This window comes from Hyphobacterium sp. SN044 (assembly GCF_021864465.1).
Lineage (GTDB): Bacteria > Pseudomonadota > Alphaproteobacteria > Caulobacterales > Maricaulaceae > Hyphobacterium.
The window spans coordinates 225,198-243,206 of sequence record NZ_JAKKUV010000001.1 but is presented as its reverse complement, the minus strand read 5'-3'; the positions used below and the strand labels follow the sequence as shown (position 1 = coordinate 243,206).

General features: G+C 66.3%; 17 protein-coding genes. 6 read left to right on the top strand and 11 right to left on the bottom strand.

Annotation, left to right across the window (positions count from 1 at the left end; all coding sequences use genetic code 11):
- The first annotated feature begins 89 nt into the window (after nucleotides 1-89).
- A complete protein-coding gene (locus tag L5876_RS01240; protein WP_236954275.1) occupies nucleotides 90-2,066 on the top strand; it encodes a hypothetical protein in 1,977 nt (658 codons plus the stop codon).
- Between the two features lie 3 nt (nucleotides 2,067-2,069).
- Here L5876_RS01240 and L5876_RS01235 read toward each other — a convergent pair whose 3' ends face one another.
- Nucleotides 2,070-2,480, bottom strand: coding sequence for a MerR family transcriptional regulator (locus L5876_RS01235; RefSeq protein ID WP_236954274.1), 411 nt, complete (start codon nucleotides 2,478-2,480; stop codon nucleotides 2,070-2,072).
- A gap of 51 nt (nucleotides 2,481-2,531) precedes the next feature.
- Between L5876_RS01235 and L5876_RS01230 the strand changes: the two genes are divergently transcribed.
- Nucleotides 2,532-3,314 (top strand): glutaredoxin family protein, encoded by a 783-nt coding sequence (locus tag L5876_RS01230; RefSeq protein WP_236954273.1) that lies wholly within the window; start codon nucleotides 2,532-2,534, stop codon nucleotides 3,312-3,314.
- Between the two features lie 6 nt (nucleotides 3,315-3,320).
- On the opposite strand, the gene L5876_RS01225 is transcribed toward L5876_RS01230, so the two are convergent.
- Genes L5876_RS01225 through L5876_RS01205 form a run of 5 tightly spaced genes read right to left on the bottom strand, consistent with a single transcriptional unit; the run spans nucleotide 3,321 to nucleotide 8,030 of the window.
- The gene (locus L5876_RS01225; RefSeq protein ID WP_236954272.1) at nucleotides 3,321-3,956 is read right to left on the bottom strand and encodes an ABC-type transport auxiliary lipoprotein family protein; all 636 of its coding nucleotides are present in this window, start codon (nucleotides 3,954-3,956) and stop codon (nucleotides 3,321-3,323) included.
- Nucleotides 3,953-4,909, bottom strand: coding sequence for an MlaD family protein (locus L5876_RS01220; protein ID WP_236954271.1), 957 nt, complete (start codon nucleotides 4,907-4,909; stop codon nucleotides 3,953-3,955). The genes L5876_RS01225 and L5876_RS01220 overlap by 4 nt, the downstream gene beginning before the upstream one ends.
- 3 nt (nucleotides 4,910-4,912) lie before the next feature.
- Nucleotides 4,913-5,692 (bottom strand): ABC transporter ATP-binding protein, encoded by a 780-nt coding sequence (locus L5876_RS01215; RefSeq protein ID WP_236954270.1) that lies wholly within the window; start codon nucleotides 5,690-5,692, stop codon nucleotides 4,913-4,915.
- Nucleotides 5,689-6,828, bottom strand: a complete 1,140-nt coding sequence (locus tag L5876_RS01210) for an ABC transporter permease (protein WP_236954269.1) — start codon at nucleotides 6,826-6,828, stop codon at nucleotides 5,689-5,691. The genes L5876_RS01215 and L5876_RS01210 overlap by 4 nt, the downstream gene beginning before the upstream one ends.
- Nucleotides 6,825-8,030 (bottom strand): MFS transporter, encoded by a 1,206-nt coding sequence (locus tag L5876_RS01205; RefSeq protein ID WP_236954268.1) that lies wholly within the window; start codon nucleotides 8,028-8,030, stop codon nucleotides 6,825-6,827. The genes L5876_RS01210 and L5876_RS01205 overlap by 4 nt, the downstream gene beginning before the upstream one ends.
- A gap of 140 nt (nucleotides 8,031-8,170) precedes the next feature.
- On the opposite strand from L5876_RS01205, the gene L5876_RS01200 reads away from it, so the two are divergent.
- The 3 genes from L5876_RS01200 to L5876_RS01190 are packed head-to-tail and all read left to right on the top strand — an operon-like array spanning nucleotide 8,171 to nucleotide 11,246.
- Nucleotides 8,171-9,448 carry a glycosyltransferase family 4 protein gene (locus L5876_RS01200; RefSeq protein WP_236954267.1) on the top strand — a complete coding sequence of 426 codons (1,278 nt, stop codon included), beginning with the start codon at nucleotides 8,171-8,173 and terminating at the stop codon, nucleotides 9,446-9,448.
- Nucleotides 9,445-10,164 (top strand): class I SAM-dependent methyltransferase, encoded by a 720-nt coding sequence (locus tag L5876_RS01195; protein WP_236954266.1) that lies wholly within the window; start codon nucleotides 9,445-9,447, stop codon nucleotides 10,162-10,164. The genes L5876_RS01200 and L5876_RS01195 overlap by 4 nt, the downstream gene beginning before the upstream one ends.
- The gene (locus L5876_RS01190) at nucleotides 10,161-11,246 is read left to right on the top strand and encodes a hypothetical protein (RefSeq protein ID WP_236954265.1); all 1,086 of its coding nucleotides are present in this window, start codon (nucleotides 10,161-10,163) and stop codon (nucleotides 11,244-11,246) included. The genes L5876_RS01195 and L5876_RS01190 overlap by 4 nt, the downstream gene beginning before the upstream one ends.
- Here L5876_RS01190 and L5876_RS01185 read toward each other — a convergent pair.
- Nucleotides 11,212-11,817, bottom strand: coding sequence for a class I SAM-dependent methyltransferase (locus L5876_RS01185; RefSeq protein WP_236954264.1), 606 nt, complete (start codon nucleotides 11,815-11,817; stop codon nucleotides 11,212-11,214). The two genes, L5876_RS01190 and L5876_RS01185, sit on opposite strands and share 35 nt — an antisense overlap.
- A 7-nt stretch (nucleotides 11,818-11,824) precedes the next feature.
- A complete protein-coding gene (locus L5876_RS01180; protein WP_236954263.1) occupies nucleotides 11,825-12,406 on the bottom strand; it encodes a hypothetical protein in 582 nt (193 codons plus the stop codon).
- Nucleotides 12,407-12,561: 155 nt separating this feature from the next.
- On the opposite strand from L5876_RS01180, the gene pip reads away from it, so the two are divergent.
- On the top strand, nucleotides 12,562-13,536 hold the full coding sequence (gene pip / locus L5876_RS01175) for a prolyl aminopeptidase (protein ID WP_236954262.1): 975 nt from the start codon (nucleotides 12,562-12,564) through the stop codon (nucleotides 13,534-13,536).
- Here pip and L5876_RS01170 read toward each other — a convergent pair.
- The 3 genes from L5876_RS01170 to mrdA all read right to left on the bottom strand — a co-directional run bounded on the left by L5876_RS01170 (nucleotide 13,533) and on the right by mrdA (nucleotide 18,009).
- Nucleotides 13,533-14,885, bottom strand: coding sequence for a sodium-dependent transporter (locus L5876_RS01170; RefSeq protein WP_236954261.1), 1,353 nt, complete (start codon nucleotides 14,883-14,885; stop codon nucleotides 13,533-13,535). The genes pip and L5876_RS01170 overlap by 4 nt on opposite strands.
- A 115-nt stretch (nucleotides 14,886-15,000) precedes the next feature.
- Complete coding sequence (gene rodA / locus L5876_RS01165) at nucleotides 15,001-16,146, bottom strand: rod shape-determining protein RodA (protein WP_236954260.1); 1,146 nt, start codon at nucleotides 16,144-16,146, stop codon at nucleotides 15,001-15,003.
- A 3-nt stretch (nucleotides 16,147-16,149) separates the two neighbouring features.
- Nucleotides 16,150-18,009 (bottom strand): penicillin-binding protein 2, encoded by a 1,860-nt coding sequence (gene mrdA, locus L5876_RS01160; RefSeq protein ID WP_236954259.1) that lies wholly within the window; start codon nucleotides 18,007-18,009, stop codon nucleotides 16,150-16,152.

Here is an 18,009-nt window from a genome sequence, read left to right as displayed (position 1 = left end):
CCCGCTCCGATTCGCCGTATCCTGATGGAAAGACCGGGCGCGCACGCACGCCCCCGGGGGGTGAATTTCAGGATGGTGTGGACCGACGCATGGCGGACAGAGCGGCCGAACGCGAAACAACCGACTCGCTGAAGCACTTCGACGAAGCCGCGCCGGGCCGCGCGCCCGTGCGCCACACCGCGCCCGTCGCGGCGCCAGGAGGTGCCCCCGAGGGCGCGCCCGCCGTCCCCATGCCGAAGCGAGGCTGGATGGCCTGGCTGGGCATTGTCGGCGCGCTGGTCTGGTTCGGCGGGGCCGCGGCCTACATTGTCGGATATGCCGGCATCGATTTTACCGGCGACTTCTTCGCGACCTATTCCCCGGCCCAGCTGGTCGGCCTGTCGGTCTTCGCGGTCGCGCCCGCGCTCTTCATCCTGATCACCGGCTTTCTCGCCAGCGAACTGGCCCGCATGGCCGACCGCACGCGCGGCGTCGATCTCGCTGTCCGCCGGCTCGCCGCGCCGGTGGAGACCGCGCACCGCGATGTCAGTCATCTCGCCGGCGCGATCACCAGCGAGGTCGAGCGGATCAACACCGCGCTGGAAAGCGCGCTCGCGCGCCTTGCCGCGATGGAAGAGGTCATCTCGCATCACGCCGATGCGCTGGAACAATCCGCCGGCAGCGCGCGCGAACGCGCCGAAGCCCTGCTGGAAGGCCTGCGCGGCGAACGCACGCGCCTTTCGGAAGTCTCGGATTCGCTCGACGACAAGGCGGCGCTGATCGCCGCGGCGATCGCCGACCAGTCGAAGATGGTGGCCGCGGCCGCTGAACTCGCCGAGCATCAGGCGAATGCCAGCGAACGCAAGCTGCGCGAAGGCGCGGACCGCCTCGCCGGAGCCGGCACGGCCGTCGCCGAACAGGCCGAACGTGCCGCCAGCTCGATGTCGGCGCAGGGCGACCGTCTGACCGAATTGCGCGACTCGCTGCGCGAACGCACCGAGACGCTCGATGCGGCCTATGTGAAGCACCAGGGCCGCCTGAAGGAAGCGAGCGAGGCGCTGCGCAAGGAGCAGGAAAAGATCGCCGCCGCGCTCGATTTCCACCGCGCGGAACTCGACGTGATGGCCAAGACGGCGCGCGAAGGCGCGGATGCGCTGAACGCCGCCGCCCATGAAGGCGCCGACAGCTTCAAGAAGACCGTCGACGAGGCCCTCGCGAATGCGCGCGAACTGGCCTCCACCGTGCGCCGTGAAACTGACTCCGCCGGCCGCTCCCATCGCGACGCGCTGGAGATGCTCGAAGTGGCTGCGGAAAAGGCCCGGACGGCTTCGGAAGAGGCCGCGTCGGCCTTCGAGGAGCAGAGTCGTCTGATCGCCGAGCGCGTGGAGCAGGTCAACGAGACCGCCTTCAATGCTGCACGCAAGTCGGACGAGACCTTCCAGGCGCGGATCGCGGAAGCCGAAAAGCTGACCGCGCGTGCCGCCCTCGCCGCCGACGAAGCCGCCGATGCTGTCCGCCGCCGGATGGAGACCGTACTCGAAGCCGCGAAGAAGGAAAGCGCCGCGATCGAGCGCGAGATCGAGGCGCTCGGCGACCGCCTGTCCAGCCTGCCGGACACGGCGCGGGCCCGTGCCCGCGAGACGGTGGACGTGCTGCGTCAGGGGCTCGAGGGACTCAATGCCGCCGCACTGACCGCCGCCGAGGAAGCGCAGGAGATCGACGCGGCCTTCCAGGCGCGGATCCGCCAGAATTACGAACTCCTCAGCGACTTCATGCTGAAGATGGGGTCGGTCGCGGGCGGGCGCCGCGCGCTTGACCTGCCGTCGAACGAAGTCCCCGATCCGCTCAGCCGCCGCAAGCGTGACGCCAAGGAGACGCCGTCAGACGATGAGGCAGCGCCGTCCGCCGACGCAGAGACGAGCGAGGAAAGCGGACAACGCCGCGAGCATGTCGGCTTCCCCGAACGCGGACGCGCGGCGAGCGATCCGGGCTGGCGCTGGAAGGATCTTCTGGCGACGATGGCCCCGGAAGAGGGTGAGGACGAAGCACCTACCCCGCGCAAGCCGGGCCGGCGCGGCGAAGACTAGTCTTCACCGCCACGCGTCAAAGGCGGACAGGATCGGGCAAGGCCCGCTACCGCCGGAATTGCACTCGACCGCGAGACGCATCAGCGATGAGCGCGCCGCCTGAAGTTCGGCGAGCTTCCGGTCGAGGGCGTCAATCCGGGTCAGGGCCATCTGCCGCGCGCGCTTGCGGTCGTCGCAGGCATCCAGTTCGAGCAATTCGCCAATTTCCGAGAGCGTGAAGCCGGCCGACTGGGCGTGACGGATGAAGCGCAGGCGGCGCAGGTCCTCCGGTCCGTAGCGGCGCATACCGCCTGCAGACTTCGGAACGCGAAGCAGTCCCTGACGTTGGTAATAGCGAACCGTTTCAACACCGACGCCGCCCTTTCGGGCAAAGGTTCCGATTGGCAGAAATTCTTCGGCTTGACTCTGTACCATGGTACGGACTCTAGAAAGCACGGGTTGGCAAAGCAAGAAGGTTGAACCCCCATGTCCACGCAAACCCGATCAGAAGCTTCCGGCCGGTCAGCCCGACTTTACCGCATGGTCATGCCCGGCCATGTCTGCCCCTACGGCCTCAAGGCGCTGTCCTTGCTGAAGCGCCGCGGATTCGAGGTCGACGACCATCACCTCAAGTCACGCGCTGAGACCGACGCGTTCAAGGAGCAACACAGCATCGAAACCACGCCGCAGGTCTTTATCGGGGGCGAGCGGATCGGGGGCTATGACGCGCTACGCCGTCATTTCGGTCAGCATGTTCCCGGCCCCGACGAAACCAGCTACCGGCCGGTCATCGCGCTGTTCTCGATGACGGCTCTGATGGCGCTCGGAGCGGCCTATGTCGTGACTGGTGACGTGATCAGCATCCGCAGCGCCGAGTGGTTCATCGCCTTTTCGATGGCGGTTCTCGCGCTTCTCAAACTCCAGGATGTCGAAAGCTTCTCGACGATGTTCCTGAACTACGACCTGCTGGCCAAGCGCTGGGTCCCCTACAGCTATGTCTACCCGTTTGCCGAAGGACTGGCGGGCGTGCTGATGATTGCCGGAGCGGCGACATGGCTCTCCGTGCCGGTTGCCCTGTTCATCGGTACCGTGGGTGCGTTTTCCGTGTTCAAGGCGGTCTATCTCGACAAGCGCGAACTGAAGTGCGCCTGCGTCGGAGGGGCGAGCAAGGTCCCGCTCGGCTTCATCTCGCTGACCGAGAATCTGATGATGGTCGCGATGGCCGTCTGGATGGCACTGCCCTGGTTCGGCATCACCCTCCACGGTTAGACACGATCAATCCTCGTCGACCACCGGCGGGTGAGCGCGGACCTGCTGCGTTGCCCAGGACGAGATTTCACCCGCCGTTTCCTGCGCTGCGGCATCGAAGGCCGCGACGATATCGCCGACCGTGTTGGTCCGCGCGCGGGCCTGCGCCCCGACCGCCTGAACGCCGAGCAGGCTGCGGTCCGACAGGCGCACCATGCGAACGCGCATCTGGATGATCGCCGTTGGCGGAGCATCCGCGCCATCGCGGTAGACGGCCTCGAAGGACCGCACTTCGGTGTGAAGCTCATACTCCGCATTGACCCCGTCCTCGGGACGCGAGGCGATGAGGTCCGGCTCGTAGGCGTCGATGGCGCTGATCACGAGGTCCTGCACCAGGCGCGGCGTGGTCGATATCCACTTCGCGCCGTCGATGAAGGCGAGTTCGCCATGCTGGAGCGAGATCGCGATCTCGTCGCTGGCGATGCCGCGCGGTGCCAGCGGAAGGTCGACGCGAACGACCTGCCGGTTCATGGCGCTGCCGCCCGAGGGCTCCGGCGTCGACAGCCGGTAGATGCTCGATGGCGTGGTCTCAGGCAGCAGGCTGACACAGCCCGCCAGGAAGACGGCAACCCCGGCCGCGGCCAGACGTTTCAGGACAGTCATCGGGGCACCTCCACAGTGCGGCGCGGCTCGCCGGCGACAAAGCCGCCGGGATCGTCTTCCAGTTCGATGGCGATACGGTCGAGCGTCGCGATCAGGCGGCGCAGATCGCCGGCCGCCAGGGTGAGCTCGTCGATACCTTCATCCGCGAATTCCTCGAGCGAGGGGCGCAGCACTTCGAGAGTCTCATTCAACTGCTGCGCGGCCAGCTGCATGTCGGCGAAGGCCTGATTGGTCTGGTTCGTCGCGGTCGTCAGGTCGCCCTGCACATAGGCGCCGGTTTCCTCGGCGAATTGCTGCATCGCCTGCGCGGCGACCGACACGTCGCGGCCGGTCTGTTCCAGCGTTGCGATCGCTCCGCGCAGATCGCCCAGCGTCTCGTCATCATTGGCAATTGTCTCGGAGAGGCGCTCGATATTCTCCAGCGTGTTACGCAGAGAATCGACATTGTCCTCGCTGAGCAGGTCGGCAATGCGGATCAGGGCCGTTTGCGCCGAGGACAACACGTCCTCGGACGACTGGAAGAGCGTGTCGAGCTGGGTCTGGACTGCGAAGATTCGCGGCGGAGTCTGGCGCGGCGGGCTGTAAAGCCGGGCCGCGTCGGGCGAACCGCCCGACAGCTGGATATAGGCCAAGCCCGTCAGGCCCTGCGGCTCGAGCTGGGCGGTGGAATCGACACGTACCGGGGTCTCGGCAAGCACCTGGATACGGGCGATCACGCGGTTCGGGTTCTGCGGATCGAGGCCAAGCCGGGTCACCTCGCCCACCTGGATGCCGTTGAACCGTACTTCGCTGGCCTCGCGCAGGCCGCGGACCGGCCAGTCGAAAACGACATCGTACTGCGAGTATTCGCGCCCGCCTGAATAGTTCGAGAGCCAGAGGATGAAGAATCCGCCGGCCGCGACGAGGAACATCGCGAAAAAGCCGACCAGGACGTGATGGGCCTTGGTTTCCATGGCTTATCCTTCCCGGGCCTGATGGGCCGCGCGCCCCCGCGGGCCACCGAAGTATTCTCGGATCCACGGGTGGTCATTCTGCAAGAGTTCGTCGATCGGGGCCACCGCCACGCAGCGCTTCTCGGCGAGCACGGCGACGCGGTCGCAGATCGCGAACAGGGTGTCGAGGTCGTGGGTGACGATGAAGACGGTCAGACCGAGCGCGTCGCGCAACTCGCGGATCAGCGAGTCGAATGCCGCCGCGCCGATCGGGTCGAGACCCGCTGTCGGTTCGTCGAGGAAGAGGACGTCCGGATCGAGCGCCAGCGCCCGGGCCAGACCGGCCCGCTTCCTCATCCCGCCCGACAGTTCGGACGGAAACTTGGATGGCGCTTCGGGCCCCAGCCCGGTGAGCGCGATCTTCATGTCGGCGAGTTCCGTCATCAGCGACCGGGGCAGGTCGGTATGCTCGCGCATCGGGGCCATGACGTTCTCGCGCACGGTCAGTGCGGAAAACAGCGCCCCGCCCTGAAACAGGACGCCCCAGTGGCTTTCGAGCCGCGCGCGCTCGCTGTCGGCCATCTTCCCCAGCGCGCGGCCATTGTAGAAAATCTCGCCCGCGTCAGGGCGTTTCAGGCCGATCATCGTGTTCATCAGCACCGACTTGCCGGTGCCGGAACCGCCGACCAGACCGATGATCTCGCCGCGGCGGACTTCGAGATTCAGCCCGTCATGGACGACATGCGTGCCGAAGGCCGTTTTCAGGCCGCGCACCTCGATGAGCGGGGCCGAGACCGCACTCATATGCCGAGCTCCAGATACATCATGGCGAACAGGGCATCGACGATGATGACCATGAAGATCGACTGGACAACCGATGCGGTGACGTGACGGCCGAGCGATTCCACATCGCCGCCGACATCGAGGCCCTGCTTGCAGCCGATGATCGCGATGATCGCGCCGAAGACCGGGGCCTTCGACATGCCGACCCAGAAATTCTGGATCGGGACGCTGTCATGAATCCGGGTGACGAAGAATTGCGGCGAGATATCGAGCGCGCTCCAGCAGACGAGGAGGCCACCGACGATGCCGGCGATCATCGCGGCAAAAGTCAGCAGTGGCGCCATGATCACGCAGGCCACGATGCGCGGGATCACCAGCGCCTCGTAGGGATCGATGCCGAGCACACGCATGGCATCGATTTCCTGCTGCATCTTCATCGAGCCGATGGCGGCGGTGAAGGCAGAGTCCGACCGCCCGGCCAGCATGATCGCGGTGATCAGAACACCGAATTCACGCAGCACGGCGATGCCGACGAGTTCGACCGTGAAGACGGACGCGCCGAAGGTTTCGAGCAGGTTCGCGCCCATGTAGGCGACGACCGCGCCGATGAAGAAGGACAGGACGGCGATGATCGGCAGGGCGTTCACGCCCGCGACTTCCATCACCGCGAAGATCGGTGTCATGCGGAAGCGCCAGGGCCGCGCACTGGTCGACGCAAAGGAGGTGATCGCGTGGCCGAAGAAGGCAAAGGTCGCGATCATTTCCTTCCAGGCCGCTTCCAGGCCCGCACCGATACGTCCAGCGGCCTGGATGAAACCGAAGCGCCGGTCCTCGACCTCCGGCTCGCTGTTGATCGCCTTTTCAAGGACGAGCTGGATCAGGCGGCGTGCCGTGGCGTGGTCGCCGCGGAAATGCTGTTCGGTGACCCCGTCGCGGGCGCGGTGGATGGGGCGTGCGAGAAGGTAGGCTCCCGCCGTATCGATCCGTTCGATGCCGGACAGATCGATCGAAACCCGGCCCGGATCGATGTCGTGATCGATCCGCGCGATTTCGGAGGCGAAACGGGCGATGGTGTCGACGATCCAGTCGCCGGTCGGGACGAGAATGACGCGGCCGCCCTCCTCCTCGATCGTCAGACCTGCCGCCACATCACTCATTCAGCGTCCCCCATCCCCGTAGTCTTAGTTGATTCAACGGCGCTTTGGGAATTCAGGTTCCGCCACAGCAAGGCGGCAAAAAGGCCGCCAAGGGCCGCGGGCACCGCCATAGCGGCATATCCCCCGGCACCGTAGCGTTCATACAACAGTCCGGAAACCACGGTGGCACCCGCCAGGATCACCCCGCCCGACAGGGCGGAATTGATCGCCTGCGCACTGGCGGCGTAGCGGTCCGGCACACGCTCGGCGCAATAGCGGATGAAGCCGATATAGGTCGCGGTGAAGGTGAAGGCGTGCGTCGTCTGGAACAGGAAGAGCACCCAGACCGGCGGCGACATGGCAAAGACCAGCCAGCGGACCACCGATATGGCCGCGCCCGATGCGATCAGCGCGGCGGGGGACCAGTTGCGGAAGACGCGGCCATTGACGAAGAGGAATATGATCTCGGCGACCACCGCCCAGCCCCACAGGAGGCCGACGACGCCGGTCGGAATGCCCTCGGCGCGCCAGGCCAGCGTGGAAAAGCTGTACTGAAAGCCGTGCGCGCCCTGAACCAGGGCGACGGCCAGCGTCGCGAAGATAAAGCCCGGCGTCAGCAATTCGCCGACATGCCATTTCAGACCTGCCGAGGGCTGCTGCGACCGCATCGTCGCGGCCGGAAGCACCTGCAGGGAGAGGATGGCCAGTGCCGAAAAGGCGACGATCCAGATCAGCGCCGCCTCTCCTCCGAAACGGGAAACCAATGCGCCGGCCCCGACATTTGCAACGACGAAGGCCCCTGATCCGAAGGCTCTTGCCGGACCGAAACCGAAACCACTCCGCATCGCGGCACGGATGGTGATGGCGTCGAGCAGCGGAATCTGCGCCCCGTTGAGCGCCGAACCGAGCGCGGCGATCAGCACGATCAGGACGGCCGGCCAGCCGGGAAAGAGGAGGACAAAGGCGGCCAGCGCCGCGAAGGCGAAAATCGTGAGAAGCCGCTTCTTGCGATCGGACCGGTCGAGAATTCCGGCCCCGAGCGGCGACAGAATGCTGCGACCGATCATGCCGCCAGCGATCGCAACGCCGATCGCCTCGGGCGACAAGCCGCGCTCCTCCAGCAGAACGGGCAGATAGGGCAGGACCGCGCCGAACACGAGATAGAAGACGCTGTAATGCAGCGCATATCTCGAAAAGGCTTCGACGGGCGCGGGTGAAGACATGCCGCCGCATAGCCTGCCTTGCGCCGGGCGGAAAGGTCGGTGATGCGAAACCCGCCATGCGCGCTTGGCCAACCCGGCGGTGCAGGCTAGCTTCGCGCGCCTTTTCGGATTTTCGCAGTGCAGCAGACGGCCGGAGCCCGATGAAAGATATTGCTGGCGATGCCCCGGTCCTCGCCGCTGCCCCCGCAGCGCAGAGACCTCTGCGCGTCCTTGTTTCGGGCTACCGTTCGCACCCGCATGTGGGCGGGCAAGGCGTCTATCTGAGCGCGCTGGCGAGCGCGCTGCAGCGCACGGGGCATGCCGTGACCGTCGTGTCCGGACCACCCTATCCGGAACTCGGCGCCGGGATCGATCTTGTCGAACTGCCGGCGCTCGACCTGTTCTCCGCGAAGAACGCGCTTCTCGCGTTCAAGCCGTCCTTTCTGGGCAATTGGCCCGATTTCGCCGAGTGGGCGTGTCACAATACGGCGGCCTTCGGCGAACCCTATGCCTTTGCCTGCCGGCTGGAGGCCTGGCTCAGGGGCCGCGAAGACCGATTCGACGTGATCCACGACAACCAGACTCTGGCGACACCATTCCTGAAGATCGCGAAGCGCATTCCGGTAGTGGCGACGATCCATCACCCGATTGCCATCGACCGCGAATTCGCCGTCCAATCCGCGCAAAAGCGCATCGACCGCTGGTTGACGAAGCGCTGGTACGACTTCGTCGAAATGCAGGGCGAGACGGCGCGCCGCCTGCCCGCCTTGCTCGCCGTCTCGGAAGCCGCCCGGGACAGTCATGTCGCGCATTACGGCGTCGATCCGATGACGGTCCAGGTCGCGTTCAACGGCATCGACCACTCGGTCTTCCATCCTGATCCATCGGTGATCCGCGACGCCAATGTCATTGCCGCGACAGCAAGCGCGGACGTTCCGATCAAGGGGCTGGACGTGCTGGCCACCGCCTTCGTGACACTGGCGCGCGACAATCCGGACCTGAAACTGGAACTGATCGGTCAGCTGCGCGACGGCCGCGCGAAGCAGATCCTCACCGACGCCGGCCTCACAGGCCGGGTGTCCAGCCGCCATGGCGTCACACGCGAAGAGATCGCCGCGCTTTACCGCCGTGCGAGCCTGGTTGTCTGCCCGGCGCGTTTCGAGGGATTCGGCTTCCCCGCCGCTGAAGCGATGGCCTGCGGCGCGCCGGTCGTGGCCAGTGATGGCGGCGCCCTGCCGGAAGTGGTGGGCGATGCCGGCGCGATCGTTCCCGCCGGAGATGCCGGGGCGCTGACCGCCGCCATTGCTGCGGTGCTCGACAATCCCGTCCGCGCACGCCGGATGAGCGAGCTGGGAGCGGCCCGTGCCCGCAGCGAATTCGATTGGGACCGGCACGCGGCTGCGGCAACGGCGCTTTACGAACGGGTGCTCGCCCCATGATGACGATCCGCCCGCACATGCTCGACCTGCGGCCCGGTGACCGGGTGCTGGACCTCGGCTGCGGGCGCGGACGGCACACCTATGCCTTCTACTGGTCGGACACGCCGCTGAACGTCACCGGCCTCGACCTGTCTGAAGAGGAAGTGAAAGCGACCGCCAACGGCTTCTTTGACCTGCCGCCACCGCCGCACTCGCCCTTGCGCAGCGCCACGCTGACGGCCGGCGATGCCGCGAAACTGCCGTTCAAGGACGGGGCCTTCGACGCGGTCGTGTGCAGCGAAGTGCTGGAGCATGTGCCCGACCCTGATGCCGTGCTGGACGAGATCGTCCGCATCACGCGGCCGGGAGGGCGAGTGGCGCTGTCGGTGCCGCGCTACTGGCCGGAAAAGATCTGCTGGGATTTGTCGACCGACTATCACAACACGCCGGGCGGGCATGTCCGCATCTTCCGTGAGGAGGCGCTTCGCGGCTCGGCGCGGCGCGCGGGGCTTCGTTTCTTCGCGCGGCATTGGGCGCATGCGCTGCACAGCCCCTACTGGTGGCTGCAATGCGCCGTGTGGCACCGCAAGGATCACAGCCGCGCGGTTGCCGCCTACCGGCGCTTCCTGGAATGGGATCTGATGAAGCGGCCCTGGCTGACGCGCGGCCTTGAAGCGGCGCTCAACCCGGTCATGGGCAAGAGCCTCGTGGTCTACTTCCATCGGCCCGCCCAATGAGCACCCTCACCGACATCCGCGCAGGAGCCGCGCACATAAGCAGCTTCCAGAAGCCCGACGGGTCGATCCCGTGGCTGCGGGCCGGGATCTGGGATCCGTGGAATCACGGCGAATGCGTGATGGCGCTCGCCGTAGCGGGTGACGAAGTCTCCGCGCTGCGCGGGCTCGATCATCTCGCGGCGAGGCAGGAAGGCGATGGCGGATGGACCGGCGAACTGGGCGCAGGCGTGCCGCTCGACGCGGACAACAAGCACCTTATCCCCGACCAGCCGGCGACCGCGCGCGATACGAATTTCGCGGGCTATGCCGCCGTCACCGTTCTGCGCAGCCTGCTGGCGCTCGACGATGCACGCCTGATCGACCGCTACGGACCGATGGTGAAGCGGGCGATGGGCTTCATCCTGTCCTGCCAGACCAGCCAGGGCGACATCGTCTGGCGCGCACCGGACGCTGGCGAATTGCGCGAGAACATCGACTCGCTGCGCGCCGGGAATGCCTGTCTCTACAAGAGCCTCGAATGCGCAATCCGGCTGGGGGAACTGGCTGGCTGGAAGACCGGAGACTGGCGCGCGGCGCGGGCCCGGCTCGGTGATGCACTGCATGACAAGGACTGGCGGTTCGACCGCGAAGGCATCGACCGGCGGCGCTATGCGATGGACTGGTATTACCCGGTCCTCGCCGGTGTTTCGTCGCTGGAAGACGGGAAACGGCGGCTCGATGCGGGCTGGTCGCGCTTCGTTGTCGACGGGCTCGGCTGCCGCTGCGTCGCCGATGAACCCTGGGTCACGGCGGCGGAAACGGCGGAGCTTGCGCTGGCCTGCGCGGCGGCGGGATGGCCGAAGCGGGCGCGGCGCCTGATCGCCGACCTCAAGCCGCTGGCCGCCGGGGATGGCGGCTACTGGATGGGCTGGCAGTTCGCCGAGGAAGTGATCTGGCCGCAGGAACAGCCGGCCTGGACGACGGCTGCGGTCATGCTGGCCGCCGACGCGATCGAAGGTCTGACACCGGGGTCGGATCTGCTGATCACGCCGCTCCCCGATGATCCGGTCAGACGGCGCGGCGGAGAAATTCCAGCGTTTTGACGCGCTTCACCGGCTCAAAAAGGCCGCTGTCGCGCGCCTGGCACCAGATCTCGTAGGGCGGACGGCCGCCATCGGCCGGGTCCGGGAAGACATCGTGAATGGCGAGCAGGCCGCCCGGCGCGATCCGGTGCGCCCAGCCGTCATAGTCCGCCTGCGCGGCCGCCATGGAATGCCCGCCATCGATGAAGACCATGCCGGGTGCCGCGCCCCACCAATTCGCAACGGTGGCAGACGCGCCGATCACGGGCACGACGCAGTCTTCGAGCCCGGCGCGGCGCAGCGTGCGGCGCAGTTCGGGCAATGTGTCGACCGCGTTAGCCTCGGCATCGAAGAGGTCGGGGTCGTGATAACCCTCGCCTTTCTGATGCTCTTCCGAACCGCGATGATGATCGATCGTGAAAAGGATCGTTCCGGCCTCCCGGGCCGCCGGCCCGAGATAGAGGGCGGACTTGCCGCAATAGCTGCCGATTTCGACGATCGCGCCCAGATGACCGGTTTCGCGCGCGGCCGCAGCCAGGGCTTCGCCTTCCTCGGGGTCGAGGAAGCCCTTCACGGTATCCGGGTCGATCATCGGGCTGTCAGCTGAGAATGCCGGACCGTGCCGCGCGGCGGCGGTCGGCGATGGCGTCGGCGCTTTCGCCGAGGCGGTTGAACTCGGAACGGAGCTGGGCCTGACGGGAACGCAGCGCCGCGAGCCGGTCGGCGTCGATCCGCTGGTCAACGCCCGTAACCGCCTCATCGAAGAAGTCGAGCGCGCGCGAGACGGCGGCAATGGCATTCTCGGTCGCCGACAGGTCACCAGCCAGCGCGGCGGTGTCCGCCGATCCGCCCTCGCCGATAGCGCGGGCATTGATGGCAACGGTCCCGGCCATGCTGGCGGCCGTGGCCAGATCGGTGTCGAGCGCGGTGAAGATCGTGGCGGCATCAGCCCCGTCCGGCGCGATGCGCGCGAGGTAGATTTCCGACGGTGCCGGGGCGCCGCTTTCAGTGCGCCCGTGCAGCAGCATGTTGGCCAACTGGCCGAAGGACCCGGCGGCATTCGCCGACCATCCCGCTTCCTCGAAATGGGAAACGAGTTCGCGAGACGAGGATCGAAGATCGGACTGGGTTTGCGTCAGTGCCACCGTGTCGGCGTTCATCGCCGCTTGGGGTGTAGACACGCACCCGGTCAGCGCCAGGGCGGCACAAAGTCCGATTACTCGAAAAATAACGTCACCTGTCACGTTCAACGCGCTTGCCCCACCCTCAGCGAAAACACGATACTCTCTCCAGACTTCTGGCGCTAGCCGCGATTGGACGCGGTACGGGGGAATGCATGGACCAGGCCAGACGGGGTGTCAGGCGGCCGCTCTATCCGGCCGTGATCCCGTATTCAACCCGGCACCTGCCGGTCGGTGACGGCCATTCCCTGTATGTCGAGGAGTGTGGCCGGTCCGATGGCCTGCCAATCGTCATCCTGCATGGCGGACCCGGCGGCGGTGCCTCCCCCGTTCTACGACGGTTTGCCGACCCGAAATACTACCGGGCCGTCCTGTTCGACCAACGCGGATGCGGGCGTTCGGTTCCCCATTCAGCGCTTCACGCGAACACCACGCACGACCTCGTCGAAGACATGGAGCGCATCCGCGAGGCGCTCGGGATCGAGAAATGGGTGGTTCTGGGCGGGTCGTGGGGCACGACGCTGGCGCTCGCCTATGTGCGGACCCATCCCGACCGTGTGCTGGGGCTGATCCTGCGGGGTGTCTTCCTGTGCACCCAGGCGGAACTCGACTGGTTCTACCGCGAAGGCACGAACGCGCTCTTTCCCGAAGATTGGGAGGCGCTCGTCTCCCGGCTGGAGCCGTCGGAGCGCGGGGATATCGTTCGGGCCTATCATGACCGCTTGCAGGCCGGGACACGGGAGGCCCGCGCCGACGACGCGCGCGCCTGGGCGCAATATGAATCCGCGCTGGTCAGCCTCTTGCCCGCCTCGCCGCCCGAACCGCGCGATCCGCTGCGCGATGACGCGATCGCGCGGCTGGAGACGCATTACTTCGTCAACAAGGGCTTTTTCGCCGAGGATGGCGAATTGCTGCGCGATGTGGAGCACTACGCCCACATTCCGGGCGTCATCATCCAGGGTCGCTATGACGTGATCACGCCCGCGCGGACCGGCTGGTCACTGGCGCGGGCGTGGGGTTCGAAGGCGAAGTTCGAAGTGATCGGGGATGCCGGCCATTCGACCGGCGAGCCCGGTGTCGCCGACGCGATCATTCGCGCCGCCGACACCTTTGCCCGTCAGTTCTCCTAAGCGCCGAAGATCATCTCGCTGAGGCCCCAACCGAAGCGGTCGGACAGGCCGAGTGCGAGGATGATGACCAGCGCGATCGGCGCGAGGAAGCGCGTCGAGAAGCGGAAAAAGCCGAACAGCAGCGGCGAGGCATGTGACAGCTCCGCCTGAGCCAGCTTCCGGTCGACCACCCAGCCCATGAAGACCGCCATCAGGAGGCCCGCCAGCGGCAGGGCGATGGAGCTCGACAGGAAGTCCAGAAGGTCGAAGAAGGAGAAGGAGAAGGTCACACCGGCACCGACGAGCCAGATGAAGCCGCCCATCGTCCAGGCGATCGTCGACTTGTGGAAGCTCGAGTTTTCCTCGATCCACGCCACGACGGCCTGAAGCAGCGAGATCGACGAGGTCAGCGCCGCGATCAGGGCGAGGACGAAGAACGCCCCGCCCACGATGTTGCCCGCGGGCATCTGAGCAAATGCCGCCGGCAAGGCCTGGAAGAACAGGCCCGGGCCGGCTTCCGGTTCGATCGAGAACGCGAAGACGAACGGGAAGATTGCGAGGCCGGCGATCAGCGCCACGCCCGAGTCGGCAGCCGAAATGATCCCGGCGGACTGGCCGATATTGGCGTCCTTGTTGAGGTAGGAGCCGTAGGTGATCATGATTGCCGAGCCGAGGCCGATCGAGAAGAAGGCCTGCCCGACGGCTTCGAGGAAGGTCTGCCCGCGCACCTCGGTGAAATCAACCGCGAAGAGATAGGCAACGGCCGCACCGACGTCGCCCGCGACGAAGGCGTAACCCACCATGCCCAGAAGCATGATGAAGAAGATCGGCATCAGGATCGACGCGACGCGTTCGATGCCGCCGGTCACGCCCTGCGCGACGATGAGGATGGTCGCGACCATGAAGGCGGTATGCCAGCCGAGGACCTGATAGCTGTTCGCGGTAAACGCGTCGAAACCGTCGCGCACGATTTCCGGCGCCTGACCGGCGAATTCGCCAGAGAACATCTTGAAAATGTAAGCCCCGACCCAGCCGGCGACGACCGAATAGAAGCAAAGCACGAGGATGCCGCCGATCAGGCCGACCAGGCCCGTGACCGCCCAGATTTTCGATGAGCCGTTGTCGGACGCCACCTTGGCGACCGAGCCGATGGCCGACTTCTGGCCGTAGCGGCCCACGGCCAGTTCGGCCATCAGGATCGGAAAGCCGATCAGCACGATACAGGCCAGGTAGATCAGGATGAAGGCGGCGCCGCCATTTTCACCGGCTGTGTATGGAAAGCGCCAGAAATTGCCGAGGCCGACGGACGAACCGATCGCAGCCATCAAGAATCCGAAACGCGACGACCAGTGCGCGTGAGCCGCAGCCATACTCTGTCTCCCCTGACATGATGGCGCGTTTGTTCGCGCCCCTCCGTTGGGGCCGGACCCTTCCCTATCCGCAGAATTTGGTCAAGCGGGGTGACACAAACGTGTCAGCGCGAAACTAGCCGAACAGGCCCGCGCCCTTGGGCAGGTCGGCATTCCGGTGCACGTGCGCCCCAAGGATGAGGCCGAAGCCGAACAGCACGGTCAGCATCACCGTGCCGCCATAGGAGACGAGCGGCAGCGGCACGCCGACCACCGGCAGCATGCCCATCACCATTCCCGTGTTGATGATGACGTAGAGCGCGAACGTGGTTGCCACGCCCATCACCGTCATCTTCAGGAAGGTCGATTTGCATGACGTCGCGATCGCCACCGCATTGGCCAGCACGATGAGGTAGAGCGCCAGGATCGCGATCCCGCCGACGAAGCCGAATTCCTCGCCGAGCATGGTGAAGATGAAGTCGGTCTGTTTCTCCGGGAGGTAGTTGAGGTGCGACTGGGTGCCCTGCAGGAAGCCCTTGCCCGTGAGCCCGCCCGACCCCAGCGCGATCTTCGACTGCAGGATCTGGTATCCCGCTCCCATCGGGTCGCTTTCCGGATTGAGGAAGGTGAAGATGCGTTCGCGCTGATAGTCCTGCAGCCCGTATCTGAGCGCGAGCGGTATCGCGACGGCAGCGGCCACCACGGCCGCGCCGATGATCTTCCAGTTCAGCCCCGACAGGAAAACAAGTACCGTGCCGGTTGCTACGACGAGCAGCGCCGTGCCCAAGTCCGGCTGGTGCAGGATCAGGACGGCGGGCATGCCGATCAGGGCGAGCGGGACCAGAACCCCGGTCGGGCCGGACACCTTCTCGCGCGGCAGATCATGATAGAAGCGCGCCAGCGCCATCACGACGGCGATCTTCATCACCTCCGAGGGCTGAACCCGGATCGGACCCAGTTCCAGCCAGCGCTGCGAACCCTGGATGGTGAGGCCGAAGAATTCGACACCCAGAAGCAAGGCCAGCGCCCCCAGATAGGCCGGATAGGACATTGCCATCCAGAAGCGCGGCGGCATCAAAGCGACGATCAGCATCATGACGAGGCCGACGGCGAATCGCGTCGCATGACGGGTCGCCCACGGGTCCCAGGCCCCGTCGGCGACCGAATAGAGCATGCCGATTCCCGCTGCTCCGAGCAGGCAGAGCAGAAGGACCAGCGCCCAGTTGATCTCGTATAGCTTGCCCTGGAGTGTGCGCGGTACGGTGTCGCGGAAAACGGCCATGGATCAGCCCTCCCGCGTTCCGGTGGCGCGCGCAGCGAAGGGGCCGGCGCGTGAGGGATCGTTCTCGATCAGATAACGCAGGATATCGCGCGCCGGACGGGCAGCTGCCCGCGAGCCGCCGCCACCGTGCTCGACCACGGTCGCCACGGCGTAGCGCGGGCGGTCGGCCGGGGCATAGCAGACGAACATGCCATGGTCGCGCAGGCGCCAGGGCAGATCGTCCTGCGACCGGACGCCGGCGGCACGTTCGGCCTCGGTGATGCGGAAGACCTGTGCGGAGCCGGTCTTGCCAGCCATTTCGACGCCGTCGACGCCCAGACCGCCGAGCGAGTAATAGGACGTGCCGCCGGGCTCATGGACCACGGCGCGAAGCCCGTCATGGATGAGTTCGAGATTGGCGGGATCGAGCCCGATCATCGGCGCGAGCGGCGCGTTCTCATCGCGGTAAAGGCGCGGGGTCACGGCCCGGCCCGATGCGAGGCGCGCGGTCATCACCGCAAGATGCAGGGGCGAGGTGAGCAGGAAGCCCTGACCGATGCCGGTGATCAGCGTCTCGCCGAGGCTCCAGCCCTGACCATAGCGCGCGCGCTTCCATTGCTCGTTCGGAACGATCCCGTCGCGCACGCCGGCCAGACCGATATCGGGTGCCGGACCGAGACCGAAACGCAGCGCCATGTCGTGGATGCGCTCGATGCCGAGACGCTGAGCCACTTCGTAGAAATAGACGTCGCAAGAGGTTTTCACCGCCTCGCGCATGTTCACACGCCCATGCCCCTGGCGCCGCCAGCAGTGGAATTCACGGTCGCCGACCCGGATCTTGCCCGTGCAGGTCACCGTCTCTCGCTCGTTGATCAGCCCGGCCTCGAGCGCCGCCAGACCGGTGATCGCCTTGAAGGTCGAGGCCGGCGGATAGGTGCCCTGAAGCGCCTTGTTGAAGAGCGGACGGAGTTCGTTGTTCTGCAGCGCCTGGAAAGCGGTGTGCGAAATGCCGGTCACGAAGAGGTTCGGATCGAAGCCCGGCGTCGATACCAGCGCCAGGAGGTCGCCGGTCTCGACATCCATGGCAACCGCGGCGGCGCTTTCGCCGGTGAGGCGCTCATAGGCAAAGCTCTGCGCGCCAGCATCGAGCGTCAGGCGCAGATCCTCGCCCGGCGTTTGGGGTACGGATTGCTCCGGAAGCTCGCGGATCACGCGTCCGAAAGCGTTGACCTCGACTTTCAGCGAGCCGGCCTGTCCGCGCAGCGTTCCTTCCCGGGCGGCCTCGACTCCGGACCGGCCGATCCGGAAGCCAGGGTGGCGCAGAAGCGCGCTGTCGCCTGCATCTTCCTCGGTCGGCGGCTGCACATAGCCGATCACATGCGAAAAGGCCGGCCCCGACGGGTAGTGGCGGATTTCCGCGACGTTCGGGATGACGCCGGCCAGGTCCGGCGCGCGCAGGTTGACGGCGGAAAACGCGCCCCAGTCGAGGTCTTCCAGCGCCGTGACCGGGCGGAAGCCGGGCGAACGGCTGGCGGCGGTCAGGATGCGTTCGCGCTCCCGGTCGCTGATCGGCACGAGTTCGCCGAGCCGGTCGAGCGTAGCTTCGAGATCGCCGGCCTGTTCGGGAACGATCAGGACCCGGTAGCTGTCGCGGTTTTCCGCGAGCGGCTCGCCGAACCGGTCGAGGATCCGGCCGCGCGAGGGCGGGACAAGCAGGAAGTTGAACTGGTTGTCGTCCGACATCAGGCGGTAACGTTCGGACTGAAGAATCTGCAGCGTGTAGAGACGCGCAGCGAGCGCACCAAACACCGCCACGCCGCCCGCCGACAGGAGGAGCGTGCGCCGCGTGAACTTCATCTCCTGTTCCTGGCGGTCGTTACGCAT

Excerpts from the sequence above, each read along its gene's own strand:
- L5876_RS01235 (WP_236954274.1), bottom strand. The coding sequence starts at position 2,480 with ATGGTACAGAGTCAAGCCGAAGAATTTCTGCCAATCGGAACCTTTGCC.
- L5876_RS01230 (WP_236954273.1), top strand. The coding sequence starts at position 2,532 with ATGTCCACGCAAACCCGATCAGAAGCTTCCGGCCGGTCAGCCCGACTT.
- L5876_RS01205 (WP_236954268.1), bottom strand. The coding sequence starts at position 8,030 with ATGTCTTCACCCGCGCCCGTCGAAGCCTTTTCGAGATATGCGCTGCAT.
- mrdA (WP_236954259.1), bottom strand. The coding sequence starts at position 18,009 with ATGCGTAACGACCGCCAGGAACAGGAGATGAAGTTCACGCGGCGCACG.
- L5876_RS01185 (WP_236954264.1), bottom strand. The coding sequence starts at position 11,817 with ATGATCGACCCGGATACCGTGAAGGGCTTCCTCGACCCCGAGGAAGGC.
- rodA (WP_236954260.1), bottom strand. The coding sequence starts at position 16,146 with ATGGCCGTTTTCCGCGACACCGTACCGCGCACACTCCAGGGCAAGCTA.
- L5876_RS01210 (WP_236954269.1), bottom strand. The coding sequence starts at position 6,828 with ATGAGTGATGTGGCGGCAGGTCTGACGATCGAGGAGGAGGGCGGCCGC.
- L5876_RS01215 (WP_236954270.1), bottom strand. The coding sequence starts at position 5,692 with ATGAGTGCGGTCTCGGCCCCGCTCATCGAGGTGCGCGGCCTGAAAACG.
- L5876_RS01225 (WP_236954272.1), bottom strand. The coding sequence starts at position 3,956 with ATGACTGTCCTGAAACGTCTGGCCGCGGCCGGGGTTGCCGTCTTCCTG.
- L5876_RS01240 (WP_236954275.1), top strand. The coding sequence starts at position 90 with ATGGCGGACAGAGCGGCCGAACGCGAAACAACCGACTCGCTGAAGCAC.
- L5876_RS01170 (WP_236954261.1), bottom strand. The coding sequence starts at position 14,885 with ATGGCTGCGGCTCACGCGCACTGGTCGTCGCGTTTCGGATTCTTGATG.
- L5876_RS01220 (WP_236954271.1), bottom strand. The coding sequence starts at position 4,909 with ATGGAAACCAAGGCCCATCACGTCCTGGTCGGCTTTTTCGCGATGTTC.
- L5876_RS01200 (WP_236954267.1), top strand. The coding sequence starts at position 8,171 with ATGAAAGATATTGCTGGCGATGCCCCGGTCCTCGCCGCTGCCCCCGCA.
- L5876_RS01195 (WP_236954266.1), top strand. The coding sequence starts at position 9,445 with ATGATGACGATCCGCCCGCACATGCTCGACCTGCGGCCCGGTGACCGG.
- L5876_RS01190 (WP_236954265.1), top strand. The coding sequence starts at position 10,161 with ATGAGCACCCTCACCGACATCCGCGCAGGAGCCGCGCACATAAGCAGC.
- pip (WP_236954262.1), top strand. The coding sequence starts at position 12,562 with ATGGACCAGGCCAGACGGGGTGTCAGGCGGCCGCTCTATCCGGCCGTG.